23 protein-coding genes are annotated in these 19449 nt (G+C 68.8%); 8 read left to right on the top strand and 15 right to left on the bottom strand.

What is annotated here, in order from left to right:
• Positions 1–218: 218 nt before the first annotated feature.
• The 5 genes from RCH12_RS07080 to RCH12_RS07060 form a co-directional block, all read right to left on the bottom strand.
• A complete protein-coding gene (locus RCH12_RS07080) occupies positions 219–1199 on the bottom strand; it encodes a hypothetical protein (RefSeq protein ID WP_327016465.1) in 981 nt (326 codons plus the stop codon).
• A gap of 3 nt (positions 1200–1202) precedes the next feature.
• A complete protein-coding gene (locus RCH12_RS07075) occupies positions 1203–1553 on the bottom strand; it encodes a GntR family transcriptional regulator (protein ID WP_103430139.1) in 351 nt (116 codons plus the stop codon).
• A 52-nt stretch (positions 1554–1605) separates the two neighbouring features.
• Positions 1606–2145, bottom strand: coding sequence for a DUF2510 domain-containing protein (locus RCH12_RS07070; protein ID WP_327016464.1), 540 nt, complete (start codon positions 2143–2145; stop codon positions 1606–1608).
• A 63-nt stretch (positions 2146–2208) separates the two neighbouring features.
• On the bottom strand, positions 2209–2508 hold the full coding sequence (locus RCH12_RS07065; protein ID WP_103430137.1) for a CDGSH iron-sulfur domain-containing protein: 300 nt from the start codon (positions 2506–2508) through the stop codon (positions 2209–2211).
• Complete coding sequence (locus tag RCH12_RS07060) at positions 2505–3548, bottom strand: iron-containing redox enzyme family protein (RefSeq protein WP_207795432.1); 1044 nt, start codon at positions 3546–3548, stop codon at positions 2505–2507. The genes RCH12_RS07065 and RCH12_RS07060 overlap by 4 nt, the downstream gene beginning before the upstream one ends.
• Positions 3549–3826: 278 nt before the next feature.
• Here RCH12_RS07060 and RCH12_RS07055 point away from each other — a divergent pair, with 278 nt between their 5' ends.
• Positions 3827–4714, top strand: a complete 888-nt coding sequence (locus RCH12_RS07055; protein WP_327016463.1) for a MerR family transcriptional regulator — start codon at positions 3827–3829, stop codon at positions 4712–4714.
• A gap of 58 nt (positions 4715–4772) precedes the next feature.
• Here RCH12_RS07055 and RCH12_RS07050 read toward each other — a convergent pair whose 3' ends face one another.
• The 4 genes from RCH12_RS07050 to RCH12_RS07035 are packed head-to-tail and all read right to left on the bottom strand — an operon-like array spanning position 4773 to position 8705.
• On the bottom strand, positions 4773–5582 hold the full coding sequence (locus RCH12_RS07050; protein ID WP_327016462.1) for an ABC transporter ATP-binding protein: 810 nt from the start codon (positions 5580–5582) through the stop codon (positions 4773–4775).
• Positions 5579–6634: a FecCD family ABC transporter permease gene (locus RCH12_RS07045; RefSeq protein WP_327016461.1), complete on the bottom strand. Its 1056-nt coding sequence runs from the start codon at positions 6632–6634 to the stop codon at positions 5579–5581. The genes RCH12_RS07050 and RCH12_RS07045 overlap by 4 nt, the downstream gene beginning before the upstream one ends.
• Positions 6631–7632, bottom strand: coding sequence for a FecCD family ABC transporter permease (locus tag RCH12_RS07040; protein ID WP_327016460.1), 1002 nt, complete (start codon positions 7630–7632; stop codon positions 6631–6633). The genes RCH12_RS07045 and RCH12_RS07040 overlap by 4 nt, the downstream gene beginning before the upstream one ends.
• Before the next feature lie 44 nt (positions 7633–7676).
• On the bottom strand, positions 7677–8705 hold the full coding sequence (locus RCH12_RS07035; RefSeq protein WP_327016459.1) for an iron-siderophore ABC transporter substrate-binding protein: 1029 nt from the start codon (positions 8703–8705) through the stop codon (positions 7677–7679).
• Between the two features lie 243 nt (positions 8706–8948).
• On the opposite strand from RCH12_RS07035, the gene RCH12_RS07030 reads away from it, so the two are divergent.
• The 4 genes from RCH12_RS07030 to RCH12_RS07015 are packed head-to-tail and all read left to right on the top strand — an operon-like array spanning position 8949 to position 11937.
• Positions 8949–9917: a hypothetical protein gene (locus RCH12_RS07030; RefSeq protein ID WP_327016458.1), complete on the top strand. Its 969-nt coding sequence runs from the start codon at positions 8949–8951 to the stop codon at positions 9915–9917.
• Entirely contained in the window at positions 9914–10297 is a 384-nt protein-coding gene (locus tag RCH12_RS07025; protein ID WP_088456922.1) for a GntR family transcriptional regulator, read from the top strand. Before RCH12_RS07030 ends, RCH12_RS07025 begins: the two co-directional genes overlap by 4 nt.
• Before the next feature lie 9 nt (positions 10298–10306).
• Positions 10307–11272, top strand: coding sequence for a TIGR03557 family F420-dependent LLM class oxidoreductase (locus RCH12_RS07020; protein WP_134480356.1), 966 nt, complete (start codon positions 10307–10309; stop codon positions 11270–11272).
• The gene (locus RCH12_RS07015; RefSeq protein ID WP_327016457.1) at positions 11269–11937 is read left to right on the top strand and encodes an HAD family hydrolase; all 669 of its coding nucleotides are present in this window, start codon (positions 11269–11271) and stop codon (positions 11935–11937) included. The genes RCH12_RS07020 and RCH12_RS07015 overlap by 4 nt, the downstream gene beginning before the upstream one ends.
• A 106-nt stretch (positions 11938–12043) precedes the next feature.
• Here RCH12_RS07015 and RCH12_RS07010 read toward each other — a convergent pair whose 3' ends face one another.
• The 3 genes from RCH12_RS07010 to RCH12_RS07000 all read right to left on the bottom strand — a co-directional run bounded on the left by RCH12_RS07010 (position 12044) and on the right by RCH12_RS07000 (position 14485).
• Entirely contained in the window at positions 12044–12541 is a 498-nt protein-coding gene (locus RCH12_RS07010) for a hypothetical protein (RefSeq protein ID WP_327016456.1), read from the bottom strand.
• Between the two features lie 207 nt (positions 12542–12748).
• Positions 12749–13879 carry a hypothetical protein gene (locus RCH12_RS07005; RefSeq protein WP_327016455.1) on the bottom strand — a complete coding sequence of 377 codons (1131 nt, stop codon included), beginning with the start codon at positions 13877–13879 and terminating at the stop codon, positions 12749–12751.
• An 84-nt stretch (positions 13880–13963) separates the two neighbouring features.
• On the bottom strand, positions 13964–14485 hold the full coding sequence (locus RCH12_RS07000; protein WP_327016454.1) for a hypothetical protein: 522 nt from the start codon (positions 14483–14485) through the stop codon (positions 13964–13966).
• A 77-nt stretch (positions 14486–14562) separates the two neighbouring features.
• Between RCH12_RS07000 and RCH12_RS06995 the strand changes: the two genes are divergently transcribed.
• Both RCH12_RS06995 and RCH12_RS06990 read left to right on the top strand, forming a co-directional pair.
• Entirely contained in the window at positions 14563–15153 is a 591-nt protein-coding gene (locus RCH12_RS06995) for a MarR family winged helix-turn-helix transcriptional regulator (RefSeq protein ID WP_327016453.1), read from the top strand.
• Complete coding sequence (locus tag RCH12_RS06990; RefSeq protein WP_327016452.1) at positions 15150–16079, top strand: NmrA family NAD(P)-binding protein; 930 nt, start codon at positions 15150–15152, stop codon at positions 16077–16079. Before RCH12_RS06995 ends, RCH12_RS06990 begins: the two co-directional genes overlap by 4 nt.
• A 67-nt stretch (positions 16080–16146) precedes the next feature.
• On the opposite strand, the gene RCH12_RS06985 is transcribed toward RCH12_RS06990, so the two are convergent.
• The 3 genes from RCH12_RS06985 to RCH12_RS06975 form a co-directional block, all read right to left on the bottom strand.
• Positions 16147–16764, bottom strand: coding sequence for a hypothetical protein (locus RCH12_RS06985; RefSeq protein WP_103430123.1), 618 nt, complete (start codon positions 16762–16764; stop codon positions 16147–16149).
• An 88-nt stretch (positions 16765–16852) separates the two neighbouring features.
• Positions 16853–17635, bottom strand: coding sequence for a hypothetical protein (locus RCH12_RS06980; protein WP_327016451.1), 783 nt, complete (start codon positions 17633–17635; stop codon positions 16853–16855).
• 104 nt (positions 17636–17739) lie between these two features.
• Positions 17740–18480 (bottom strand): alpha/beta fold hydrolase, encoded by a 741-nt coding sequence (locus tag RCH12_RS06975; RefSeq protein ID WP_327016450.1) that lies wholly within the window; start codon positions 18478–18480, stop codon positions 17740–17742.
• Between the two features lie 73 nt (positions 18481–18553).
• Here RCH12_RS06975 and RCH12_RS06970 point away from each other — a divergent pair, with 73 nt between their 5' ends.
• Entirely contained in the window at positions 18554–19249 is a 696-nt protein-coding gene (locus RCH12_RS06970; protein ID WP_327016449.1) for a helix-turn-helix transcriptional regulator, read from the top strand.
• Positions 19250–19449: the final 200 nt, after the last annotated feature.

Here is a 19449-nt window from a genome sequence, read left to right as displayed (position 1 = left end):
GACCATCTGACTGCTTTCTTTGGATCGTGTCGGAGCAGCACCTGGTGGCGGCGGCGACACATACCTTGAACGTACCAGTGAGCCGCTCTCACTCTTGACGGATGACGGTGCCCGAGCCGTGCGGGTTGCGGTACCGCCGTCACTCAATTGCGGACATCCCCCTTCGTTGGCGCTGCGCAGGCGGGAAGTCCGCAAACGAGAACGCAGGCGGGCGGGGGTCAGCGCGCCGCGAGGGTGGTGAGGAGCGCGGCGGGCAGCTCGGGGTCGGGCACGGTCACGGCGAAGAGGGTGCCGTTGTGTCGCTCGACGACGATGCCGGGTCCGCCCGTGAGCACCACGGCCGAGCGGCCGGGCAGAATCCGGTAGCCCCAGCCGCCCCACTCGAGCGGGCGGATGATCTCGGCCCGCGCCGAGGCGACCTGGTCGAGGGTGATCTGCTTGATCGGCAGCCGCAACAGGCTCGAGACCACCCGCAGGCCCCGACGATCCACGCTGACTCGCAGCCGTGCGAAGGTGAGGCAGATGCCGGCCACCAGCAGGAGCGTGAGGACCCCGCCCGAACCGGCGCCGCTCTCGAGGGCGCTGAAGACCGCCAGACCGACGGCGCCGAGGGCCAGGCCGCCGGCCAGCCAGTGGAACATCGGCACGGTCACGGTGGTGAACCAGGCGCCGGACTCGGTCGCGCCCAGCGGTACCGTGGCCGGGTGAGCGGGGGCCGCGAGTTCGCGCCGGTGCGGGCGTCGCGGTGACAGCGCGAAGGGGATCAACCCGTAGCCGAGGGCCAGCAGCGTGAGCAGCGGCCACGCGCCCGCCTCCGGTTCGGGCGAGCCGGTGACGATGACCAGGCCGGCGACTACCAACCAGACGCCTGCGGCTAGCCCGGCGGCGCATCCGGCGGCGAGAACCAGGCCACGACGGATGTCAGCTGCGGCGTCGGAGAGAGCGACCAGCCCGGCCAGAGCGGCCAACAGCGCGATGGTGCCCGTGATGCCGATCATGACCTCGGTGCCGGCAGTCGAGGTGACCTCCGCGCCGTTCCACTGCTTGGGCAGCACGGCCGGCAGCCGGTCGTACCAGAGCGTGGCGGTCAGCGAGATGGTGACCACCGGCAGCCAGAGCGTGGCGGCGGCGAACCGTTCCCGCCCGGTGGCGTGCGGGGTGAGCGCGGGGGTGGCCTCGGGGATGGTCTGGGTGGGCATGGGTCAGCCTCTCGTCTGGATCAGGGTGAGGACGTCGGGCAGGGCGACCCCCAGTTTGCGCGCCTCGGCGAGCAGCGCGTCGGCGAGTTCGACGAGGCGCACGGTGCCGGCGCCGGCATCCGCGCGCACCGACGCGCCGCGGCCCTGACGCATCTCGAGGATCCCGTCGTCTCGCAGCTGCTTGTAGGCGCGTAACACCGTGTGCATGTTGATGTCGAGCGCGCTGGCCAGCTCCCGGGCCGGCGGCAGCCGGGTACCGGGGGCGAGGCTGCCGTCGGCGACGCCGGCTCGCACCTGCACGGCGAGTTGCTCGGCCAGCGAGACCGTCGAGGCCGGATCCACACGAAACAACATGTTTGCAATGTTAGTAGAACAATGCTGTCGTGTCGAGGGGGTGCCGGATGCCCTATGCGTAGACGTGCGCCATGAATGTGATCATGGTCGTGCCGAAGCGCAGGGTGACCAGCGCCGCCAGCACGATCCCGACGATCGACACGACCAGACCGGTGATCGGTGCGCCCGCCCGCGCCAGCGTGCGGCTGCGCACCACGCCCAGGATGCCCAGGACGAGGGCCGCGATGGCCGGCAGGCCCAGGAGATTGAGCATCAGGCTCATCAGGCCGATGATCATGCTGAAGAACGCGAATGGGTTATTGGTGCGCAGCTGCTTCAGTCGGCCGGGTGCGGTGGTCGAAGCTGCGACGGGCAGCCCGGTGGCCGAGACCGGGTATGCGGCGGGCGCTCCGGTGACCGATGCCGGCCCGTAGGGGAGCGGCACGGGCACCGCGGCCGGCTCCGATTCGGTGGGCGATTCGGCGGCCACCTCGGCGGTCGGGGCCGGCTGGCGCGGTGCTCGCGCATCCGTCCAGGCGGTGCCCGTCCACCACCGGAGCTGCTCGGCGTCGGTCGTGTCGTCGTACCATCCCGCGGGTGCGAGCTCGGTCATGGTGTCCCCCTGAGGTCGTGCCTGGTCTCGCCGGTGCCTCAGCATGCCACAACGAGCGACCGATCAGTCGGTCAGCGGCGGCTGCGGGGCTGGTGGTTCCTGCTCGGTCTTGAACCCGATCGCCTTGTGGCTGCCGTCGCAGAAGGGCTTGAGCGTCGACACCCCGCAGCGGCAGAGTGCCACGGTCTTCCGCCGCGGCGGGATCACCTCGCCGGTGGGAGTGCGGATTTCGAAGGTGCCGCGCACCAGCAGGGGACCATTGGGGTACGCGGTGATGCTCACGGGCTCGTCCGCACCGGCAGCGGGCTGATCGGCCCACTGGTCGTCCCACCGCTGGGCGGGTTGCTCGTCGGGCTCGGTCATGCCGGCAGGCTCGCGGTGTCAGCAACGCGCAGCGCCGACGTGCCGGCGGTCCAGGCGTCGAGCTGCTGGGTGCCGGCCAGGCCGTCGACAAAGAGCCCGGCGGCAGCCCCGAAGAACACGTCTTCGAGCAGCTCGGGTTCGTCGGTGGCCAGGGAGCCGGCCAGGTCGCGGGCCGCGATCTGCTCGTGCACAGCATCCGCTTCGACGTGTTCGTCGAAGTAGAAGGTGACGTCCTTGTCGTAGCCGAGCCGACGGAACCCGTTGCCGTAGAGCCGGTTGGGCTGGGACGAGGTCATCTCGAACGCGGCGAGGTGCCCGGCGATGGCGCCACGCATCCGCCGGTGGGAACCGAACATCGTCATCATGTTGCTGGAGGCCAGCGTGATCGCCGGCACCACGTCGACGTAGTGACCGTTGGTGGCGTCCAGGCCCACGCCGCGCATCGTGCGGGCGAACAGCTCGGAGTGCATGCGGTCGAACCGGCCACCGCCGTACTCGTCGGCCTGAATCTCCACCAGCGCGGCCTTCGCCCGGCTGCGCAGGCGCGGGATCGCCCAGCTGTGCGGGTCGGCCTCCTTGAGCTGGTAGATCGAGCGCAGGATGAGGAACTCGTGCGCCTGTTCGTCGGTGGCCTTCTTCGCCAGGTACCGCGAGACGCTCGGCCCGGTGTCCGAACCGGTGAGCTCGAACAGGGCGGCGGCGACACTCTCCACGCCGGGGGCGGGCAGCTCGGGCATCGGGGCGCGTTCGCGCAAGGCCTTCTCAAACTCGAGTTCGATGCCGGCGCAGAGCGCCAGCACCTCGGGGTGCCATTCCCAGTCGTCGTCGATGCCGCGCAGGCCGCTGTAGCGCAGCTCGTAGGCCAGGAACAGGGCGGTCTGCAGGTCATCGTCCTGCAGAATGTCGGCGGTTTCGCCCAGGGCTTTGGCGGTGAGCTCGCGCAGCGTTGTGGCGAGGTCGGTCTCGGCCGCAGTAGGAGAAGTCGTGAGGAGCTCGAGCAGGGCGGCGCTCACCGGACCTCGGGACTGGGGGATTCTCACGTGCCATACCTCGCTCTGGTTGACCGGCTCGCACGCCCGAGTGGCGGCGCGGCCAGGGAGCGACCTTAGCAGGGGAGGTTGGGAAGGACCCTAGGCCCAGACCGGTGTCGCGGTCCTCCAGTGACTCGTCGCACGTGCTCATCGAAACCCGGCAACCCGACCTCGACACGTCACCCTTGCGTCGGTCGAGCTCGTCGAGACCCGCGACCGGCTTGACCTCGCCCCAGGGGCGACGCCCATGATGGGGAGACACCCATTCATCCAGAGCCAGGAGCACCATGACCGATGACCTGACCGCCGGCGAATTCCAGGCTATGACCGGACTCACCGCCAAGGCACTCAGGCTCTACGCCGAGCGGGGGATCGTGACGCCGGCGTGGGTCGACCCCGGGTCGGGGTACCGCTACTACGCCCGGCAGCAGCTCCAACACGGCGCGACCGTCGACCTCCTGCGCCGCGCCCAGGTGCCGCTGGCCGAACTGGCCTCGGCACCGGACTTCCCCTTCGACCGGTGGCGGCAGACCGTGGCGCTGCGGCGGCACCTGGAGGACTTCTCCCTGGCCGTGGCCGAGAAGATCAGCAGCTTCGACCCCGACGACTTCATCGCCCACAGCACTCCCGCCGCCGCCCAAGACTGGGTCGGCGTCATCGTCGATCTCGACCTCCCCGAGGATGCCGAGGGTCGCGTCGAGACCTTCACCGGGCTGGCCGTGGACATGCCCGCCATCGAGGGGGCCCTGCGAGACGCACTGACCGACCTCGGGGCCGAGCCGGCCACCGTGTGCTGGACCGCGGTGCCCGACACCGGAGTCCGGAACGCCAGCGGGCAGATGCTCCTGGCCCGCGCCGGCGGGGCCGGCCTCGACTCGATCGCCCGCGCGCGCATCGAGGAGACCGTGCACACGAGCACCGGGAGCACGGTCACCGCGGTGGCCGGCACTCTGCCGCGCCGCGTCGAGGTCACCTTCGCCGCCGCATCCGCCACCGAGCCGACCGCGGTCGACGAGGCCGCCGCCGGATACCTGCACCTGCTCGCCTTCGAGGAGCACCGCGCCCGGCACCGCCTGACCGCGATCCGGCCCACGGCCCGGCAGGTTGTGCGCGGGCCGTCGTTGTTCACCGGCGACGGTGCTCCGGTGAGCGTCTTTGACGTTCAGCCGGGGTGAGTGACCCGCATACCTCGGGCCGACCGTGGCCTCGACGAGCTCGACCCCGAGACGAGCGCTAGACCGGCACCACCACGTTGTGCCGCCCGATCGGCAGCATCATCGGGCGTCCCGACGTCGGGTCGACCAGCACCCGGCTCGACAGCCCGAAGACCGCCTGCACGGTCTCCTCGGTGAGCACCTCGTGCGGCTCGCCCACCGCGTGCACCCGGCCATCCGCCAGAGCGATGAGGTGGTCGGCGTACCGGGCGGCGAGGTTGAGGTCGTGCAGCACCATCACGATGGTGGTGCCGCGGGCCCGGTTGAGGTCGGTGAGCAGGTCGAGCACCTCCACCTGGTGACTCACGTCGAGGAACGTCGTCGGCTCGTCGAGCAACAGCAGGTCGGTCTGCTGGGCCAGCGCCATCGCGATCCACACCCGCTGGCGCTGCCCGCCGGAGAGTTCGTCGACGGACCGGTCGGCCAACGACGCGGTGTCGGTGGCGTCCAGCGCCGCGGCCACGGCCTCGTCGTCCGCAGCGCTCCAGCGGGAGAACATCCGCTGGTGCGGGTTGCGGCCCCGGCCGACCAGGTCGGCCACGGTGATGCCCTCTGGCGCGATCGGCGACTGGGGCAGCAGCCCCAGCGTGCGGGCCAGCTCCTTGGCGGGCATCCGGTGCACCTGGGTGCCGTCGAGCAGCACCTGGCCGCCGCGCGGCACCAGCAGCCGCGACATCGAGCGCAGCAGGGTGGACTTGCCGCAGGCGTTCGCGCCGACGATCGCGGTGATCCGGCCGGTCGGCACGACCAGGTCGAGGCCGTCGATCACGGTGCGGTCGCCGTAGCCGAGGGTGAGGTTCTCCACCGTGAGGGTATGCATGAGTGTCACAGGGAGCCTCCGGCGCGGTTGGTGCGGATGATGAGGTAGATCAGGTACGGCGCCCCGAGCACGCCGGTGACGACGCCCACCGGGAACCGGGTGCCGAACGCGTACTGGCCGGCGAAGTCGCCCACCAGTACGAGCAGCGCGCCCACCAGAGCGGCCGGCACGAGCAGCGAGACGCCCGGCCCCACGATCCGCGATGCGATCGGCCCGGCCAGGAACGCCACGAACGCGATCGGCCCGGCAGCGGCGGTCGCGAACGCGATCAGTCCCACCGCGGCGACGATCAGAATCACCCGGGACCGCTCCACCCGCACCCCCAGAGCGGATGCGGTGTCGTCACCGAGCTGGCTCATCGACAGGTTGCGGGACTGGCCGAGCAACACCGGCGCGAGCACCACCAGCGCGGCCAGTACCGGCAGGGTCTGCGCCCAGGTGCTGCCGTTCAGGCTGCCGGTGAGCCAGCGCATGGCCACCTGCAGGTCCCACTCGGCGGCCTGGGAGAGCACGTACGCGGTCATGCTGTCGAGCATCGCGGCCACACCGATGCCGATCAGAATGAGCCGGGTGCCGGCCACGCCGCCCTTGTACGCGAGCGCGTAGACGGCCAGCGCCACGGCCAGCCCACACACGATCGCGACCACCGACACCGCGGTCGAACCCAGCCCCAGCACGATGATTGCGAACGCGGCCGCGGCGCTGGCGCCCGAGCTGATGCCGATGATGTCGGGGCTCGCCAGGGGGTTCCGCAGCATGGTCTGGAAGGTCACCCCGCCCAGCCCGAAACACAGCCCGGCCAGCACGGCCAGGGTCGCCCGCGGCAGCCGCAGCCGGCCCACGGTGAAACCGGCGCCGGGCACCTCCTGGCCGAGCATCACGGCGAGCACCTCGGCGGGGGAGTAAATGGTCTGGCCGACCATGAGGCTGACGAGGTAGCCGACGGCGATCGCCAGCGCCAGCACGGTGATCACCCGGCGACGACGGATGCCGCGGCGCGCGCGGCCGCGAGCCACGGCATCCGCTGTCGACAGCGGCCTCACGGCGATGGCGGTGCTCACAGCTCACGCACTTTGCGTCGGCGCACGATGTAGATGAAGAACGGGGCGCCGATCAGGGCAGTGATGATGCCAACATCGATCTCGCTGGGCCGCGCCACGATGCGGCCGAGCACGTCGGCGCCGGTGAGCAGCGCGGCGCCAAGCACCGCGGAGAACGGCAGCAGCCAGCGGTGGTCAACGCCCACCAGCAGCCGGCAGGAGTGCGGCACGACGAGTCCGACGAAGCCGATCGGCCCGGCCACGGCCGTGATCGCGCCGCACAGCACGACGGCGCCGAGCGCGGCGGCTCCGCGGGCCACGGCCACGCGTTCGCCCAGCCCGGCGGCGAGGTCGTCGCCGAGTGCGAGCGAGTTGAGCGCCCGGGCGGAGAGGAAGCAGAGCACGAAACCCACCAGGAGAAACGGTGCCACCTGGCGGATGCTCTCCATCGTGGCGCCGCCGACGCCGCCGATCTGCCAGGACCGCACCCCGCCGGCGATGTCGTTGCGGGGCAGAACCACGGCGGTGACGAATGAGGCCAGCGCCGCGGAGGTGGCCGCACCCGCCAGCGCCAGTTTGAGCGGGGTGGAGCCGCCGCGGCCGAGCGACCCGATCGTATAAACGAACACGGCGGTGATCCCGGCGCCGACGATCGCGACCCAGATCATCGACGAGGCGGACGTGAGCCCGAAGTAGGCCATGCCGCTGACCACGGCCAGTGCCGCGCCCACGTTCACGCCCAGGATGCCCGGGTCGGCCAGCGGGTTGCGGGTCACGCCCTGCATCACCGCGCCGGACATTCCCAGGGCGGCCCCGGCGACGACGGCCAGCAGGGTGCGCGGGATGCGGGTGGCCACGGCCGCCTGATCGAACCCGTCGACCCCGCCGCCGAGCGCGGCCACGATGTCAGCCCAGCCCACCGCGCGGGAGCCGATGGTGATCGAGGCCAGCATCAGCAGGGCGAGTACCCCGAGCGCGGCGAGCAACCACAACGACCGCAGCCGCTTCGGGCGTCGCACGGTGGCGACGCTCGAAGCGGCTGATGAAGCAGTGGTTGTTGAGGTCACCGAGCGTTGTCGGCCGCCGCGGCGAGCAGGGCAGCGTAGTCGTCGAGGATGTACGAGATCGACAGCGGGGTGGGGTTCGCGGCGGTGCCCATGGGGCCGTCGCCGGAGAGGTTCACGATGGACTTGTTGGCCACCGCGGGAATCTGCGACAGCAGCGGGTCACCCTCGAGGGTGGCGACCAGGTCGGCGCCGCCGTAGGTGACGATGATGTCCACGTCGCTGAACGCATCCGACTGCTCGGCGCTCACAGTCAGGGAGTACTTGTCGGTGGCGTCGGAGGCCTCGATGATGCTCGGGGCGCTCACCATGCCGAGGTCGTCGAAGAACATCGTGCGGGTGTCGTGGGTGGTGTAGAAGCTGACCTCGCTGAGGTCGGCCTCGTCCACGTGGGTGAGGAACATCGCGGTCTTGCCCTCGAGCGACGGGTACTTCGCGGCGGTGGCGGCGATCTCGGTCTCGAGCTCGGCGATGAGGTCGTCGCCCTCAGCGGCCATGCCCATGCCGGCGGCGTTCTGCGAGATCATGTCGCGCCAGGAGGTGCCCCAGGCGGTCTCCGGGTAGGCCACGACCGGTGCGATGGCGGTAAGGGTGTCGTAGTCCTCCTGGGTGAGGCCGGAGTATGCGGCCAGGATCACGTCGGGCTTGGTGTCGGCGACGGCTTCGAAGTCGATGCCGTCGGTTTCGTCGAACAGCACGGGGGTCTCTGCACCAAGCTCGTCGAGCTTCTCCTTCACCCAGGGCAGCATGCCGTCGGTGTCGTCGTCGCCCCAGGTGGCGGCGGCCATGCCCACCGGCACCACGCCGAGGGCCAGCGGCACCTCTTGGTTGGCCCAGTTGACGGTGGCGACGCGCTCGGGCTTGGCCTCGATGACGGTCTCGCCGAAGGCGTGCTCGATGGTGACCGGCGTGAAGTCGCCGGATGCGGCCTCGGCGGTGTCGGCGGCGGGGGAGGTGGAGCAGCCGGCCAGGCCCAGGGTGAGCACGGCGGCGGCCGAGAAGGCAATGAGAGTGGATGCGCGGGGCATGGTTTTCCTCGTGATCGTGATGCAGGGGTCAGGGACGGACCGGCGGCAGCTGTGATGCCGCACCCGTCGGCCGTGCGCAGAGGTCCAAACCGGCGCGGTCGTAAGGGTTGCCTAACCTTACCAGTGCGTTCGTATGCAAAAGCAAGTCGTTTCTGCGTCGGTCGACTCGACCGGACGGCCCTGTATCAATCACCTGACACACCTGATACTGTATTGACCACTTGGTACAGAAGGGTGCCGCTTATGGGTTTCATCCCGCTCGTCGTCATCATCGCCGCGTTGGCCCTCGTCTGGCTGGCGGTCGCTCGGCTGCGTTCCACCGAGGCGTTCCGGCGCGTCACCGTGCCGGCCGGTTTGGCGCCCAGCCTGCACGCCGCGCGGCGCGCCTTCCGGCGTCGTGCAGCCCTCGCGACCACGGCGGCGGTTGTGGTGGGTGCCCTGGCCCTTGCCGTCGACCACGCGATGCCCGCCGGCTACGACCTGGTTTTCCTCCTGGTCCCCGCTCTGATGAGCCTGGCCGGCCTGCTCGTCATCGCCGCCCTGCCCGGGGTGCCGGTGGCGGAATCCGGTAGTCAACGCAGTGCCGACCTCGCGCCGCGGCACCCCTGGAGCTTCGCACCGGCCTGGGCGCGGGTGCTGCCGGCCACTGCCGGGGTGCTGTTGCTCGGCGTGATCGTCGCCTTCGGACTCACGTCTGAGGCGGCCGAGGACGGCCTGTTCCGCGCCATCCGCATCGACAGCGGCGCCTACAGCAGCACCGCGACCCCGTACCCCGGCTGGTACTACGGCGTGCCCGTGCTGCTCGTCACCGTGGCCCTCGCGATCGCGGCCGCGACGGCACTGGCGCGGGTCGCCGCATCCGCCCGCCCCACCCACACGACACTGCGCGAGGCCGACCAGGTGATGCGACTACTGATCACCCGGGTGATCGTGAAGCTCACCACCGGCACGTTCATCGTCTATCTGGGCGGGCTGATGTTCATGGGTGGCAGGGCTATGAGCGCGGCGAGCGGGCAGTGGTTCGACGGCAGCTACGCCGAGATCCAACCGTGGTTCACGGTGGCGCTCACCCTGTTCTGCGTCGGGCTCATCGTGGTGGGCATCGGTGTGGCTCTGCTGCTGCTGGCCGTACTGGATGCTGTGACGCCGCCGTTCACCGTGCGCCCTGCGACCAGCACCCTCCAGCCCGCCGAGCCGACCACGCGCGCATGATCACCATCGACGAGGCCAGCCCCACCCCGCCGTTCGAGCAGATCAGACAGCAGCTTGCCGACGAGATCCTCTCCGGCAACCTCGCGCCCGGCGACAAGCTCGCCTCTGTGCGCCAACTGGCCGGCGACCTGCGGCTCGCCCCCGGAACCGTGGCGCGCGCCTACTCGGAGCTGGAATCCGATGGTCTGCTCGTCTCCAACCGCTCGGGAACCCGGGTGCGCGATGTGACGCCCCTGCCCGCCGAGGCCCGAGCGGCCGCGCGTGAGTACATCGCCGCGCTCGGCGGGCTCACTTTGGCCGACGCCATCCGTGCAGTGCGGGTGGAGTGGACCGACCCGGTGCCGCCGCAAAGGCTTGCACCGGCGCATCCGTCTGCGTAGCGTCGAAGGATGAAAATCGGATACAAGCTGATCGCTGAGAGCTTCGGACCACAGGAACTCGTTCGCCAAGCCGTGCGCGCCGAACAGGCCGGCTTCGATTTTGTGGAGATGAGCGATCACTTCCACCCCTGGGTGGAGGCCCAGGGCCATTCACCCTTCGTCTGGAATGTGCTCAGCTCTATCGCCGCGAAGACCACCACCCTCGAACTCGCCACGGGTGTCACCTGCCCGAGCGTGCGGTACCACCCGGCCATCATCGCGCAGGCCGCCGCCACCCTGGCGCTTCTCTCCGACGGTCGCTTCACCCTCGGCGTCGGCTCGGGCGAGCGCCTCAACGAGCACATCGTGGGCCGGGGGTTCCCCGGCATCCACGAGCGGCACGCCACCTTCAACGAGGCGCTGGACATCATCCGCCTGCTCTGGAAGGGCGGCTTCCAAAACTACGACGGCAAGTACCTCAAGCTCGAAGACGCCCGCATCTACGACCTGCCCGACGTGCTGCCTACCCTGGCCGTCGCGGTGAGCGGGCCCAAGTCCGTGGCGCTCGCCGCCGAGCACGGCGACGGCCTGTTCGCCACCGAGCCCAAGGCCGACCTGGTCACCGGCTACCGCGAGGCCGGCGGAACCGGCCCGCTCTACGCCGAGGCGCCGCTCGCCTGGGCGCGCACCGAGCAAGAAGCCGTCACGGCCGCCCACCGCACCAATGCCTGGGCGCTGAGCGGCTGGAAGGTGATGAGCGAGCTGCCGAACCCGGTGAACTTCGAGGCCGCGGCCGCCACCGTGCGCGAGGACGACATCCGCGAGCAGTTCGCCTGCGGCCCGGACGTGGAGCGACACCTCGAGGTGATCGGTGAATTCACCGAGGCCGGCTTCGACCACATCGCCCTCATGAACGCCGGCCCCGACCAAGACGGCTTCTTCGACTTCTTCGAAAACGACCTCCGCCCCCGACTGCTCGACGAAAGCACCCGATGACCACACATGCGCCCCAGGCCGTGCTCTTCGACATCGACGGCACCCTGGTCGACTCCAATTACCTGCACGTCGATGCCTGGCATCAGGCCTTCCAGACCCTCGGCGTCGACGTCGAGGCCTGGCTCATCCACCGCTCCATCGGGCAGGATGCCGGTGAGCTGTTGACCTCGCTGGTGGGGGAGAGGGACGAGGCCTGGATCACCCGCGCCAAAGACCTGCACGCCGAGAACTACAAGGCTCTCGCCCCGCGGCTCAGGCTGCTGCCGGACGCCAGGCAGCTGCTCGAAGCCCTCAACGACGAGGGCATCATCGTGGTGCTCGCCACCTCCGCGCCCGAGGACGAGCTGGAAATCCTGCTCGATCTCATCAACGCCGACGACGCCATCCATGCCACCACCAGCTCCGACGACGTGGATGTGGCCAAGCCCAACCCCGACATCGTGCGCGTGGCTCTCGACCGTGCCGGTGTCGAAGCCCACGAGGCCGTCTTCGTCGGCGACTCGGAGTGGGACATCAAAGCCGCATCCAGCGCGGGTGTGCGCTCGTTCGGGGTGCTCACCGGAGGCATCGCTGGAGACCTGCTCATGCAGGCCGGTGCCGAGAGGGTCTTCGCCGGCCCGGCCGAGTTCCTCGACCGGCTCGACGAGATGGGCTGGCTCGAATAGGCGGGCTGAACCGATCAAGATGCCACGCCCCTCTCCGTTGATCGAGCTTGTCGAGATCCCGCGGGCCGACCGCGTTTGCAACCAACGGCCGCCTCGGGCCTGACGGTTATGCGCGCCGAAACGTCATTCGCCAATTCGTCTCCCACGACAGGCCCGCATCGTTCGAAAACGCCTGCTCCCACGTGGGCTGAAACCCGGTCGCATCCCAGATGAAGCGCACGCGGATGGGCACTCCCTCCAACACGTCCTCCGCCAGGAAGGTACCGATACCCTCCCTGAACGCCCCGCGCACGGGCGTATCGAGGTGCGTGGGGTTACGCCCGTCGAGCCACCAGATGCGCCACTCGCCATCGGCGACGGAGTAGGAGCGCAGCGCCACCGCATGAAAGTCGCCCGACGGATGCCTAAGGAGGTTGTCCTCGAGGTTGCCGTGGCCACCGAGGATCTTGCGCGTGGAGGAGAGCCCCTCGAATGCCGTCCAGGTGTCGGCGCCGACGAAGATCCCGTCCAAGCGTTCGTGATGAACGGTCCAGTCGCCGATCACGAAGTCGAAGTCGGTCGGCGCGGGGTGGGAAGCGGTGGAGGAGATGAGCGGTCCGTTCAATCGGTGGCGCAGAACTCGGGCAGTGCGACTGCACTATCGCCGGCTGCGACGAGCGGATGCTCGATGAAGACAACCCTTCCAGCAGCGATGGTCCGTAGCTATGGCCAGTTGTGTCAAGGACCGCCGGACCGGTTCCGGTCGAGCCACCGACCGTCCCGTTCTCGTGCCGTTCTGGGGGCGCCAGCCCCGGCCAGGCCCGGGCGCGGGTCAGGGCGAGTAGAAGAGCGACACCACGCCGCCGACGAGCAGCGATCCGAGCGCGATCAGCCCGATCGCCTCACCCCAGCCCAGGCGCATCCGCAGTCGTCGCCCGCGCCTAGCCACCCGGCCCGCGGAAGCGGCCGGCTTCAGCCCGACCGCCACCGCACCGGCATCCGGGCCCGTTGCGACCCGCGGCACCGCCGGCAGCCGGTCATCGCGCCAGCGCTCCCAGCGGCCGATCTTGTCGCCCAGGGCCCCCACGGCGTCGTAGAGTCCCTGCCAAGATTCCGGGTCGAGGGTCACCACGTCGCGGCTGCTCACCAAGAGCAGCCAGTCGTCGATGATCTCCACATCGAATCCGCGCACCCGATCGATCAGGCGGGCCATCACATCCGGAGTAAAGAGGTACAGCGCGTCTCGCTCGTACTCCTCCGGGCAGTACAGGGTGAAGTGGTCGTCGAAGTCTCCCTCGAGAGAGAGCCGCTGGGCACTGTCGGGCAGTGCCGCCAGGGCGAACTTTCCGGCCTTTGCGGCCTGGGCGCGCAACAGGATGTGCGGCAGGGGCGTGCTCAGCCGCACGGCGCAGAATCCGCCGAACTGGGCGTTGCTGCTGCCCAGCGTGTCAACCCGCAGCTCGTAGTTGGCGAACTCGATCGTGCGTTCCGACGCGGGCCGCATCACCCGCGTGAGCGTGAGAACGCCTCGCGAGGCCCACGGTTTCAGGTGCTTGCCGGAGACCGGCCCGGGCAGGTAACTCAGGCTATTGGCGGTGGCAAACCGGGCCAACCGGTAGTGCCGCTTGGGGGTGTCCCGGCGCTTGAACGTGCGCATGAAGAACCGCGCCATCATGATTCCCACGCTCAGCAGCAGAGCGCCGACGGCGACCGGCGCGACGACATCGGCGACGGGTGCGCCTTCGCTGACCACCTCCGTTATGCCGTAGGCCAGGGCGAGGGCTCCGATGGGGACGCAGCCGGTACCGATGAACATGCACACCCGCCGCATGAGCATGAGCGGGTTGCGCACCGACGGGTACCGCGTCGCAAACTTCCGGTAGAACTTCCGCACGTCCCCGCGCTTCACCCGATCGGTGAGCGCCGCGGTGTGCAGGCTCGTCGTGCTGTCTATCGTTCGCATCCGTCCACCCCACGCGTGCCCTGTCCGCCAACACTCGGCTCCTACAGAGGGTAGCGGTCGGGCGACGGCGGCAAACTCACGCCGTCAGTCGAGCGCGACAGAACCCAGTGCCGGGAAGTTGGGCGGGGTGTAGTCCATGACGGTGAGCGAACGGATCTCCGGCATGTCCCACGCGCCGGGAACCTCAATCTCTTGGGCCGTCGCGTCCGGATCGATCACGGCAATTTCGTAACCGCCCTCGGCGGAGCCCCAGTACCCGTCCGCATCCTGAACCAGCGCGTCTTCCTTCAGGTACAGACGCAGGTCTGACGCGTCGCCGGTCTGGAAATCGTCCAGCAGGACCCAGACGGACCCGTCGCTACGGCGCTCTATGTCGACGGTGCCTTCAGTGGCCGTTGCTTGCGAGACGAACTCCCCGCTGAGCGGTAGCTGCTGTTCGAACGCGCTCAGATCCGACGCCTGGTCATCTGCCGAATCTGTTGCAGAGTCGGAGGCGGTAGCCGGTGGCGGCGAGACCGCATCTGCAGTCGATGTGCATCCGCTCAACACCAACGCGACCGGAAGCCCAACCACGCCAATCCATCGAAGTCCCCATGTTCGCTCCATGCTGTTCACCCTAGAGGTCGGTGCCTCCACAGGTACCTTCTGGCTCTGAGATGATCTGAAACTGATACGATCTCTGCATGCACGCATCACTCCCCACCTCGCCCACGGATGCCGCGGCGCAGATCGACTGGACCAGCAACGGCATCGAGACCGAGCTGGGCTGGTCGCTCACGTTGATGTTCCATGGCTACTCCCGGGCCGGCAGCGTGGCCGTGGCCGATGTGCCCGGCGGTCCCCGCGGCTACCAGGTGCTCGTGGCGATCACCACCGAAGAGCCCACGTCGCAGCTCGCGCTGGCGCACCGGCTCGGCATCGACAAGACCGCGATGACCTACATCATCGATGCGCTCGAGACGGATGCGCTCGTCGAGCGGCGCCCCGATCTGCGCGACCGGCGCATCCGTCAGGTGCACCCCACCGAGGCGGGCCACGCGCTGCTCCGCACGGCCCGCGTGGCTCTCCGCACGGTTGAAGGCGCCCTGATGAGCGGCCTGTCCGCCGACGAACAAACCCAACTGCGGCAGCTGCTGGCCAAGGCCGCTCTCGGCGCCGGCGCCACCGCGGCATCCCTCCCCGACACCAACTCCGACCTCAACCTTCCGGTGCCGGCCCCGGAGCGATCCCGCCGCCGCCCCCAGACCACGACAGAAACCGAGACCCGCCCATGACCACATCCGTTCTCGTCGCCGGCGCCACCGGTGACCTCGGCCAGCGCATCGTTCGCGAACTGCTCACCCACGACACCCGCATCCGCGTGCTCACCCGACCGGGCAGCGCCTCGGCCGCCGGCCTCTACGCCGCCAACGATCGCGTCGACATCGTCACGGCCGAGTACACCGACCACGCGGCGCTCACCCAAGCCGTCTCCGCCTCCGACGTTGTCGTGTCGGCCGTGAGCGGAACCCGACCGGTGATCGTGGATGCGCAGCGCGCGCTGCTGGCCGCGGCCGTGGCCGCCGGCGTGCCGCGGTTCATCCCCTCGGACTACTCGTCGGATTACCGCCAGATCGCGCTGGGCACCAATCGCAACTTCGAGCTGCGCCGCGAGTTCGCCGCCGACCTCGACGCGGCCCCGATCAAGGTCACCTCCGTTCTCAATGGTGCGTTTGCCGACATGCTCACCGGCACCGCGCCGATGATCGCGTTCGGTCGCCGCAAAGTCATGTACTGGTCCTCGGCCGACCAGATCCTCGACTTCACCACCAAAGACGACGTCGCCCGGGTCGTGGCTCTCGTCGCCCTCGACCCCGACTCGCCCCGGGTCGTGGAGATCGCCGGCGACCGGGTCACCGCGCGGAGCGTGGCCCAAACGATGTCGGAGCTGACCGGCACCAAATTCACGCTGCAGTGGGCCGGCACCACCGGCACCCTCTCGGCGATGGCCAAGGGCGTGCGGCGCCTGTCGAAGAGCGAGGATGCGACCTTCCCCGCCTGGCAGGGCATGCAGTACTTCGTGAGCATGTTCAGCGGCCAGGCCCAGCTGCACCACGTCGACAACGACCGCTATGGCTCCCATGCCTGGACAACAGTGCGGGACGTGCTCGCCGCGCACCTGGCAAGCCAGCCCGAAGTCGCTGCGGCAGCCGGCAAGTAGGTCCGTCGCCTGCACGCACTCCTTCTGTAAACGAGAGCGGGGGAGCGAGCGAGAGCACCCCTAACGATCAGCCCAGACTTGAACCGCGGGGAGGCGCCGGGCGGCGCGTACGCAGGTTGATGCGGAACTCGGCGTCTGGCGGAATGCCCTCCAGGTCGACCGGAACCACATCGACGTGCCGATCGGACCGTGCCGTGGCGCGCTCCAGCACGCGTTCCTGCACGTCGTCAAGGTCGATTCGCCCGCCGCCTTCCAGCTGCACCACTCGATGAGTGCCCAGCACCCGGCCCTCGTCATCGAAGATGGCGAGATCCCGACTGTAGGTCACCTTGGCTTCGCTGCCTGCTCCCGGGCTCAGGTCGTGGATCAGACCGAACGCCGAAGCGGTCACGACGCCGTCGACCTGCAGCTGGAATGTGAGATGGTCCGTCGTGAGCCAGACGTTGTTGTCCGTCTCTTTGTTCGGGTTCGGGATCCCCCAGATTCCGCTGGGAGTATTCACAGTCTCGATATAGGCCAGCGCATACTGTTGTCGAAACATTTGGAACCTGTCACCGTCCTGCAGGTGAACAGAGCTCAACTGGATGTGAGCCAAAATCGGGAGGGTGGGGAACTTCGCCTCGTGCGTGGCCCAACCCAGACCTCCCCGCCGAACCAACCAGACACCGTAGAACACATGGGACATCCGAGGACTCCTTCCGAGGCGTGCCACACCGACACGGCGGAACATAGCGCCGTGGTTTTGTGCGGTCAAGCCCCCGCTTCGACGTAGCTCACGGCACCGAATCGACAGGTTTCTGCTTGCGGATGGGGCGGGACATGACCAGCAGCACGACCCCGAGCGCCAGCCACCACAGCATCGCCAGCGGAATCAGTGCCATCGAGCCAAACCAGAAGATCTCAGGCAGCTCGATACTCGCTGCCATCAGGAGGGGACCCGCGAGGACCACCACGAGCCGGAGGCCGCTGACGATCCCCAGGACGCACAGCCAGATCGGCAGGGCACGGGAGCGTGCCCCGGCGACACTGATGCCCACGGTCCAGACACAGAGCGAGAGGAGGCTCGCTTGGGCGAAACCGTGGATTCCCAACGTCTGAATGGTGAGGTAGGCGGACTCACCCCAGCTGCTGTTCATTCCGTCGATGTAGAGCAACGGCCCCACCGACAAGCGCAAGACCCCGTGCATGAAGAGAAACGCCGCCGACAGGACTCCGAGCGCGCTCAGGCTTCGGCGCGTGATGCTGCTGGCGCGGGGTGCGAGCGCGTCCGAGACGGCGAAACTCGCCACCACGAATGCGAGTGCCATGGTGACAAGTACGACCCCGGCCAGAGGGTAAAACTGGGGATACTGGCGCAGATAGTCGAGGCTCACCGCGGGGTTGTCGGTGTCATCGAAGCCGAGCACCGGTGGCAGCAGCTCGAGGGTGAACCAGGCGATACCCCCGAGCCCGGCAATGACCACCGTTATTCCACCGGCACGCAACGCTGCCCGATTGGTGTTCGCGGCGATCCCTGCCGCCGCGGTCCCGCTGTTGTCTTCGTTGGCTGCGCGCACGGTGCGTTCCTCTGGGTGGCTCCGCGCTGGCAGTGCTGGCGAGCCGGTCACGGATTAGTGATGCCCGGAATGGTACTCGCGAGGTCGGCCGCGCGCATGCGGGCTCAGTCGGTTCGGGATGCCGCCGACCGAATGGCCTTGGCGAGGTCGCCGGGGCGGCTCCACATCGGCCAGTGCCCGGTCGGGAGGTCGACGACATCGAGGTGCTCGAGGTTCGCGACCTCGGCGAACATGGCATGGCCTGCTCGGGCCAGCTCCAGCACCTGCGCGCTCGGGAGCGAGCAGCACACCAGGGTGGTCGGGACCATGCGACGGGCGTCGTTCGTGAGCTCGACGGGCTGACGAAGCACGGGGCCGGGCTCAGGCACCGCCCGGGCCCGAAAACGCTCGAGGACCTCTGCGCTGAGACCTTCGAGGCTCGCCTGCTGGGCGAGAACGTCGAACGGCGGCAGCGGAAGCTCCTCCATCCCCTCCGGGAGGTCGGGGGCGTAGACGCTTCCCGTCGCCACTGGGCCGGAATCGACCCACACCACCCGATGGACAAGCTCAGGGTGCCGGTCCAGGACGAGGCTGACGGGGGCGTTTGCGCCACTGTGAGCGACGATGATCGCGGGCTGATGCTCAGAGTCATTGAGTCGAGTGATGACGTCCAGGATCGCTGCGGCCTGATCGTCGAGGGTCTTCGCCGCACGCTCAGGATCGTCCCCGTCGAGACCGGGCAGAGTCAGCGCGATTGCCCGAGAGAGGTCGGTCTTCAGGTGTTCAAGAACTTCATCCCACGCCCAAGCGCCGAGCCAGTGACCGGCGATGAGAATGATGGTGGGACTGCTCGATGTAGTTGTCATGTCACTACTCTCGTAGGCACTACCGGCAGGTGTGTGTCACTATTTATGTCATGAATTTGCTGCGGGTCGAACGGTGAAGCGAACAGAACGACTCCATGCGTTGACCGAGATGCTACGCCGCAACGGATCGCGGGGTTGCTCCGCCGAGCGGCTGGCGAGAGAGTTCGAAGTGTCGGTGCGCACCGTCAAGAGAGACCTCGCTGCGCTAGAGAACAGCGGCGCGCCTCTCTGGTCGCGCCCAGGTCCGGGCGGCGGCTACGGATTGGCTATAGGCGCGTCCCTGCCGCCGGTCAGCCTGTCCCCGTCGCAGGCCGTGGCGCTCATGGCAGCCGTGTCCGCTGCGTCCGATGCCCCCTACGCCGATCTGGCCGCAGCCGGCATCAAGAAGATCCTGGACGTCCTCGATCCCCGAACCCGAGCACGAGCCGACGAGCTGGCCGGCCGAGTGTGGGTCAACGCGCCGCCCTCCGCGTCACGAGCAATCAGATCGGCACTGGAGGAGGCGATGGCCGAGCAGCGAGTACTCCGTATTCGTTACACATCGGGAGACGGGACCACGACCACACGCGACGTCGAACCCGTGCTCTTCGCCTGCGCGAACGGCCAGTGGTACCTGGTCGGGTGGTGCCGACTGCGCGACGCAATGCGATGGTTCACCGTGTCTCGAATCGAACGGGCCAGCGTTACCAAGACGGCCTGCGGCGGCCATTCGATCCAAGAGGTCGGAGAGCCCCCGGCGAGTGCCAGACCGGTGCACGAGCGGGGCTGAGCAGAGAAGGAGCCACAGGGCGAAAACGACACCCGCGGATGGAGTGGAGCGGGGACCATCACCAGCCATAGGCGCTCACGGCGAGGTGTTTAGGCGCCGGCTAATCCTCATTCCACCGATCGGCTGAGGTTGGGAGTCGTGTTCTGATTTGAGTTGCGGCGGCGTGCTGGGGCGTGGTTGTGCGCTGAGCCTCGCTGCTC

Origin of the sequence: Cryobacterium sp. MP_3.1, from assembly GCF_035984795.1 — a bacterium.
GTDB lineage: Bacteria > Actinomycetota > Actinomycetes > Actinomycetales > Microbacteriaceae > Cryobacterium > Cryobacterium zongtaii.
The sequence above is the reverse complement of the archived record's forward strand: the minus strand, read 5'-3'. Positions and strand labels throughout refer to the sequence as shown.

Coding starts and splice junctions, on each gene's coding strand:
- RCH12_RS07075 (WP_103430139.1), bottom strand. CDS start 1,553: ATGTTGTTTCGTGTGGATCCGGCCTCGACGGTCTCGCTGGCCGAGCAA.
- RCH12_RS07015 (WP_327016457.1), top strand. CDS start 11,269: ATGACCACACATGCGCCCCAGGCCGTGCTCTTCGACATCGACGGCACC.
- RCH12_RS06995 (WP_327016453.1), top strand. CDS start 14,563: ATGCACGCATCACTCCCCACCTCGCCCACGGATGCCGCGGCGCAGATC.
- RCH12_RS07000 (WP_327016454.1), bottom strand. CDS start 14,485: ATGGAGCGAACATGGGGACTTCGATGGATTGGCGTGGTTGGGCTTCCG.
- RCH12_RS07025 (WP_088456922.1), top strand. CDS start 9,914: ATGATCACCATCGACGAGGCCAGCCCCACCCCGCCGTTCGAGCAGATC.
- RCH12_RS07070 (WP_327016464.1), bottom strand. CDS start 2,145: ATGACCGAGCTCGCACCCGCGGGATGGTACGACGACACGACCGACGCC.
- RCH12_RS06975 (WP_327016450.1), bottom strand. CDS start 18,480: ATGACAACTACATCGAGCAGTCCCACCATCATTCTCATCGCCGGTCAC.
- RCH12_RS07080 (WP_327016465.1), bottom strand. CDS start 1,199: ATGCCCACCCAGACCATCCCCGAGGCCACCCCCGCGCTCACCCCGCAC.
- RCH12_RS07065 (WP_103430137.1), bottom strand. CDS start 2,508: ATGACCGAGCCCGACGAGCAACCCGCCCAGCGGTGGGACGACCAGTGG.
- RCH12_RS07035 (WP_327016459.1), bottom strand. CDS start 8,705: ATGCCCCGCGCATCCACTCTCATTGCCTTCTCGGCCGCCGCCGTGCTC.
- RCH12_RS06985 (WP_103430123.1), bottom strand. CDS start 16,764: ATGTCCCATGTGTTCTACGGTGTCTGGTTGGTTCGGCGGGGAGGTCTG.
- RCH12_RS07055 (WP_327016463.1), top strand. CDS start 3,827: ATGACCGATGACCTGACCGCCGGCGAATTCCAGGCTATGACCGGACTC.
- RCH12_RS07020 (WP_134480356.1), top strand. CDS start 10,307: ATGAAAATCGGATACAAGCTGATCGCTGAGAGCTTCGGACCACAGGAA.
- RCH12_RS07005 (WP_327016455.1), bottom strand. CDS start 13,879: ATGCGAACGATAGACAGCACGACGAGCCTGCACACCGCGGCGCTCACC.
- RCH12_RS07030 (WP_327016458.1), top strand. CDS start 8,949: ATGGGTTTCATCCCGCTCGTCGTCATCATCGCCGCGTTGGCCCTCGTC.
- RCH12_RS06990 (WP_327016452.1), top strand. CDS start 15,150: ATGACCACATCCGTTCTCGTCGCCGGCGCCACCGGTGACCTCGGCCAG.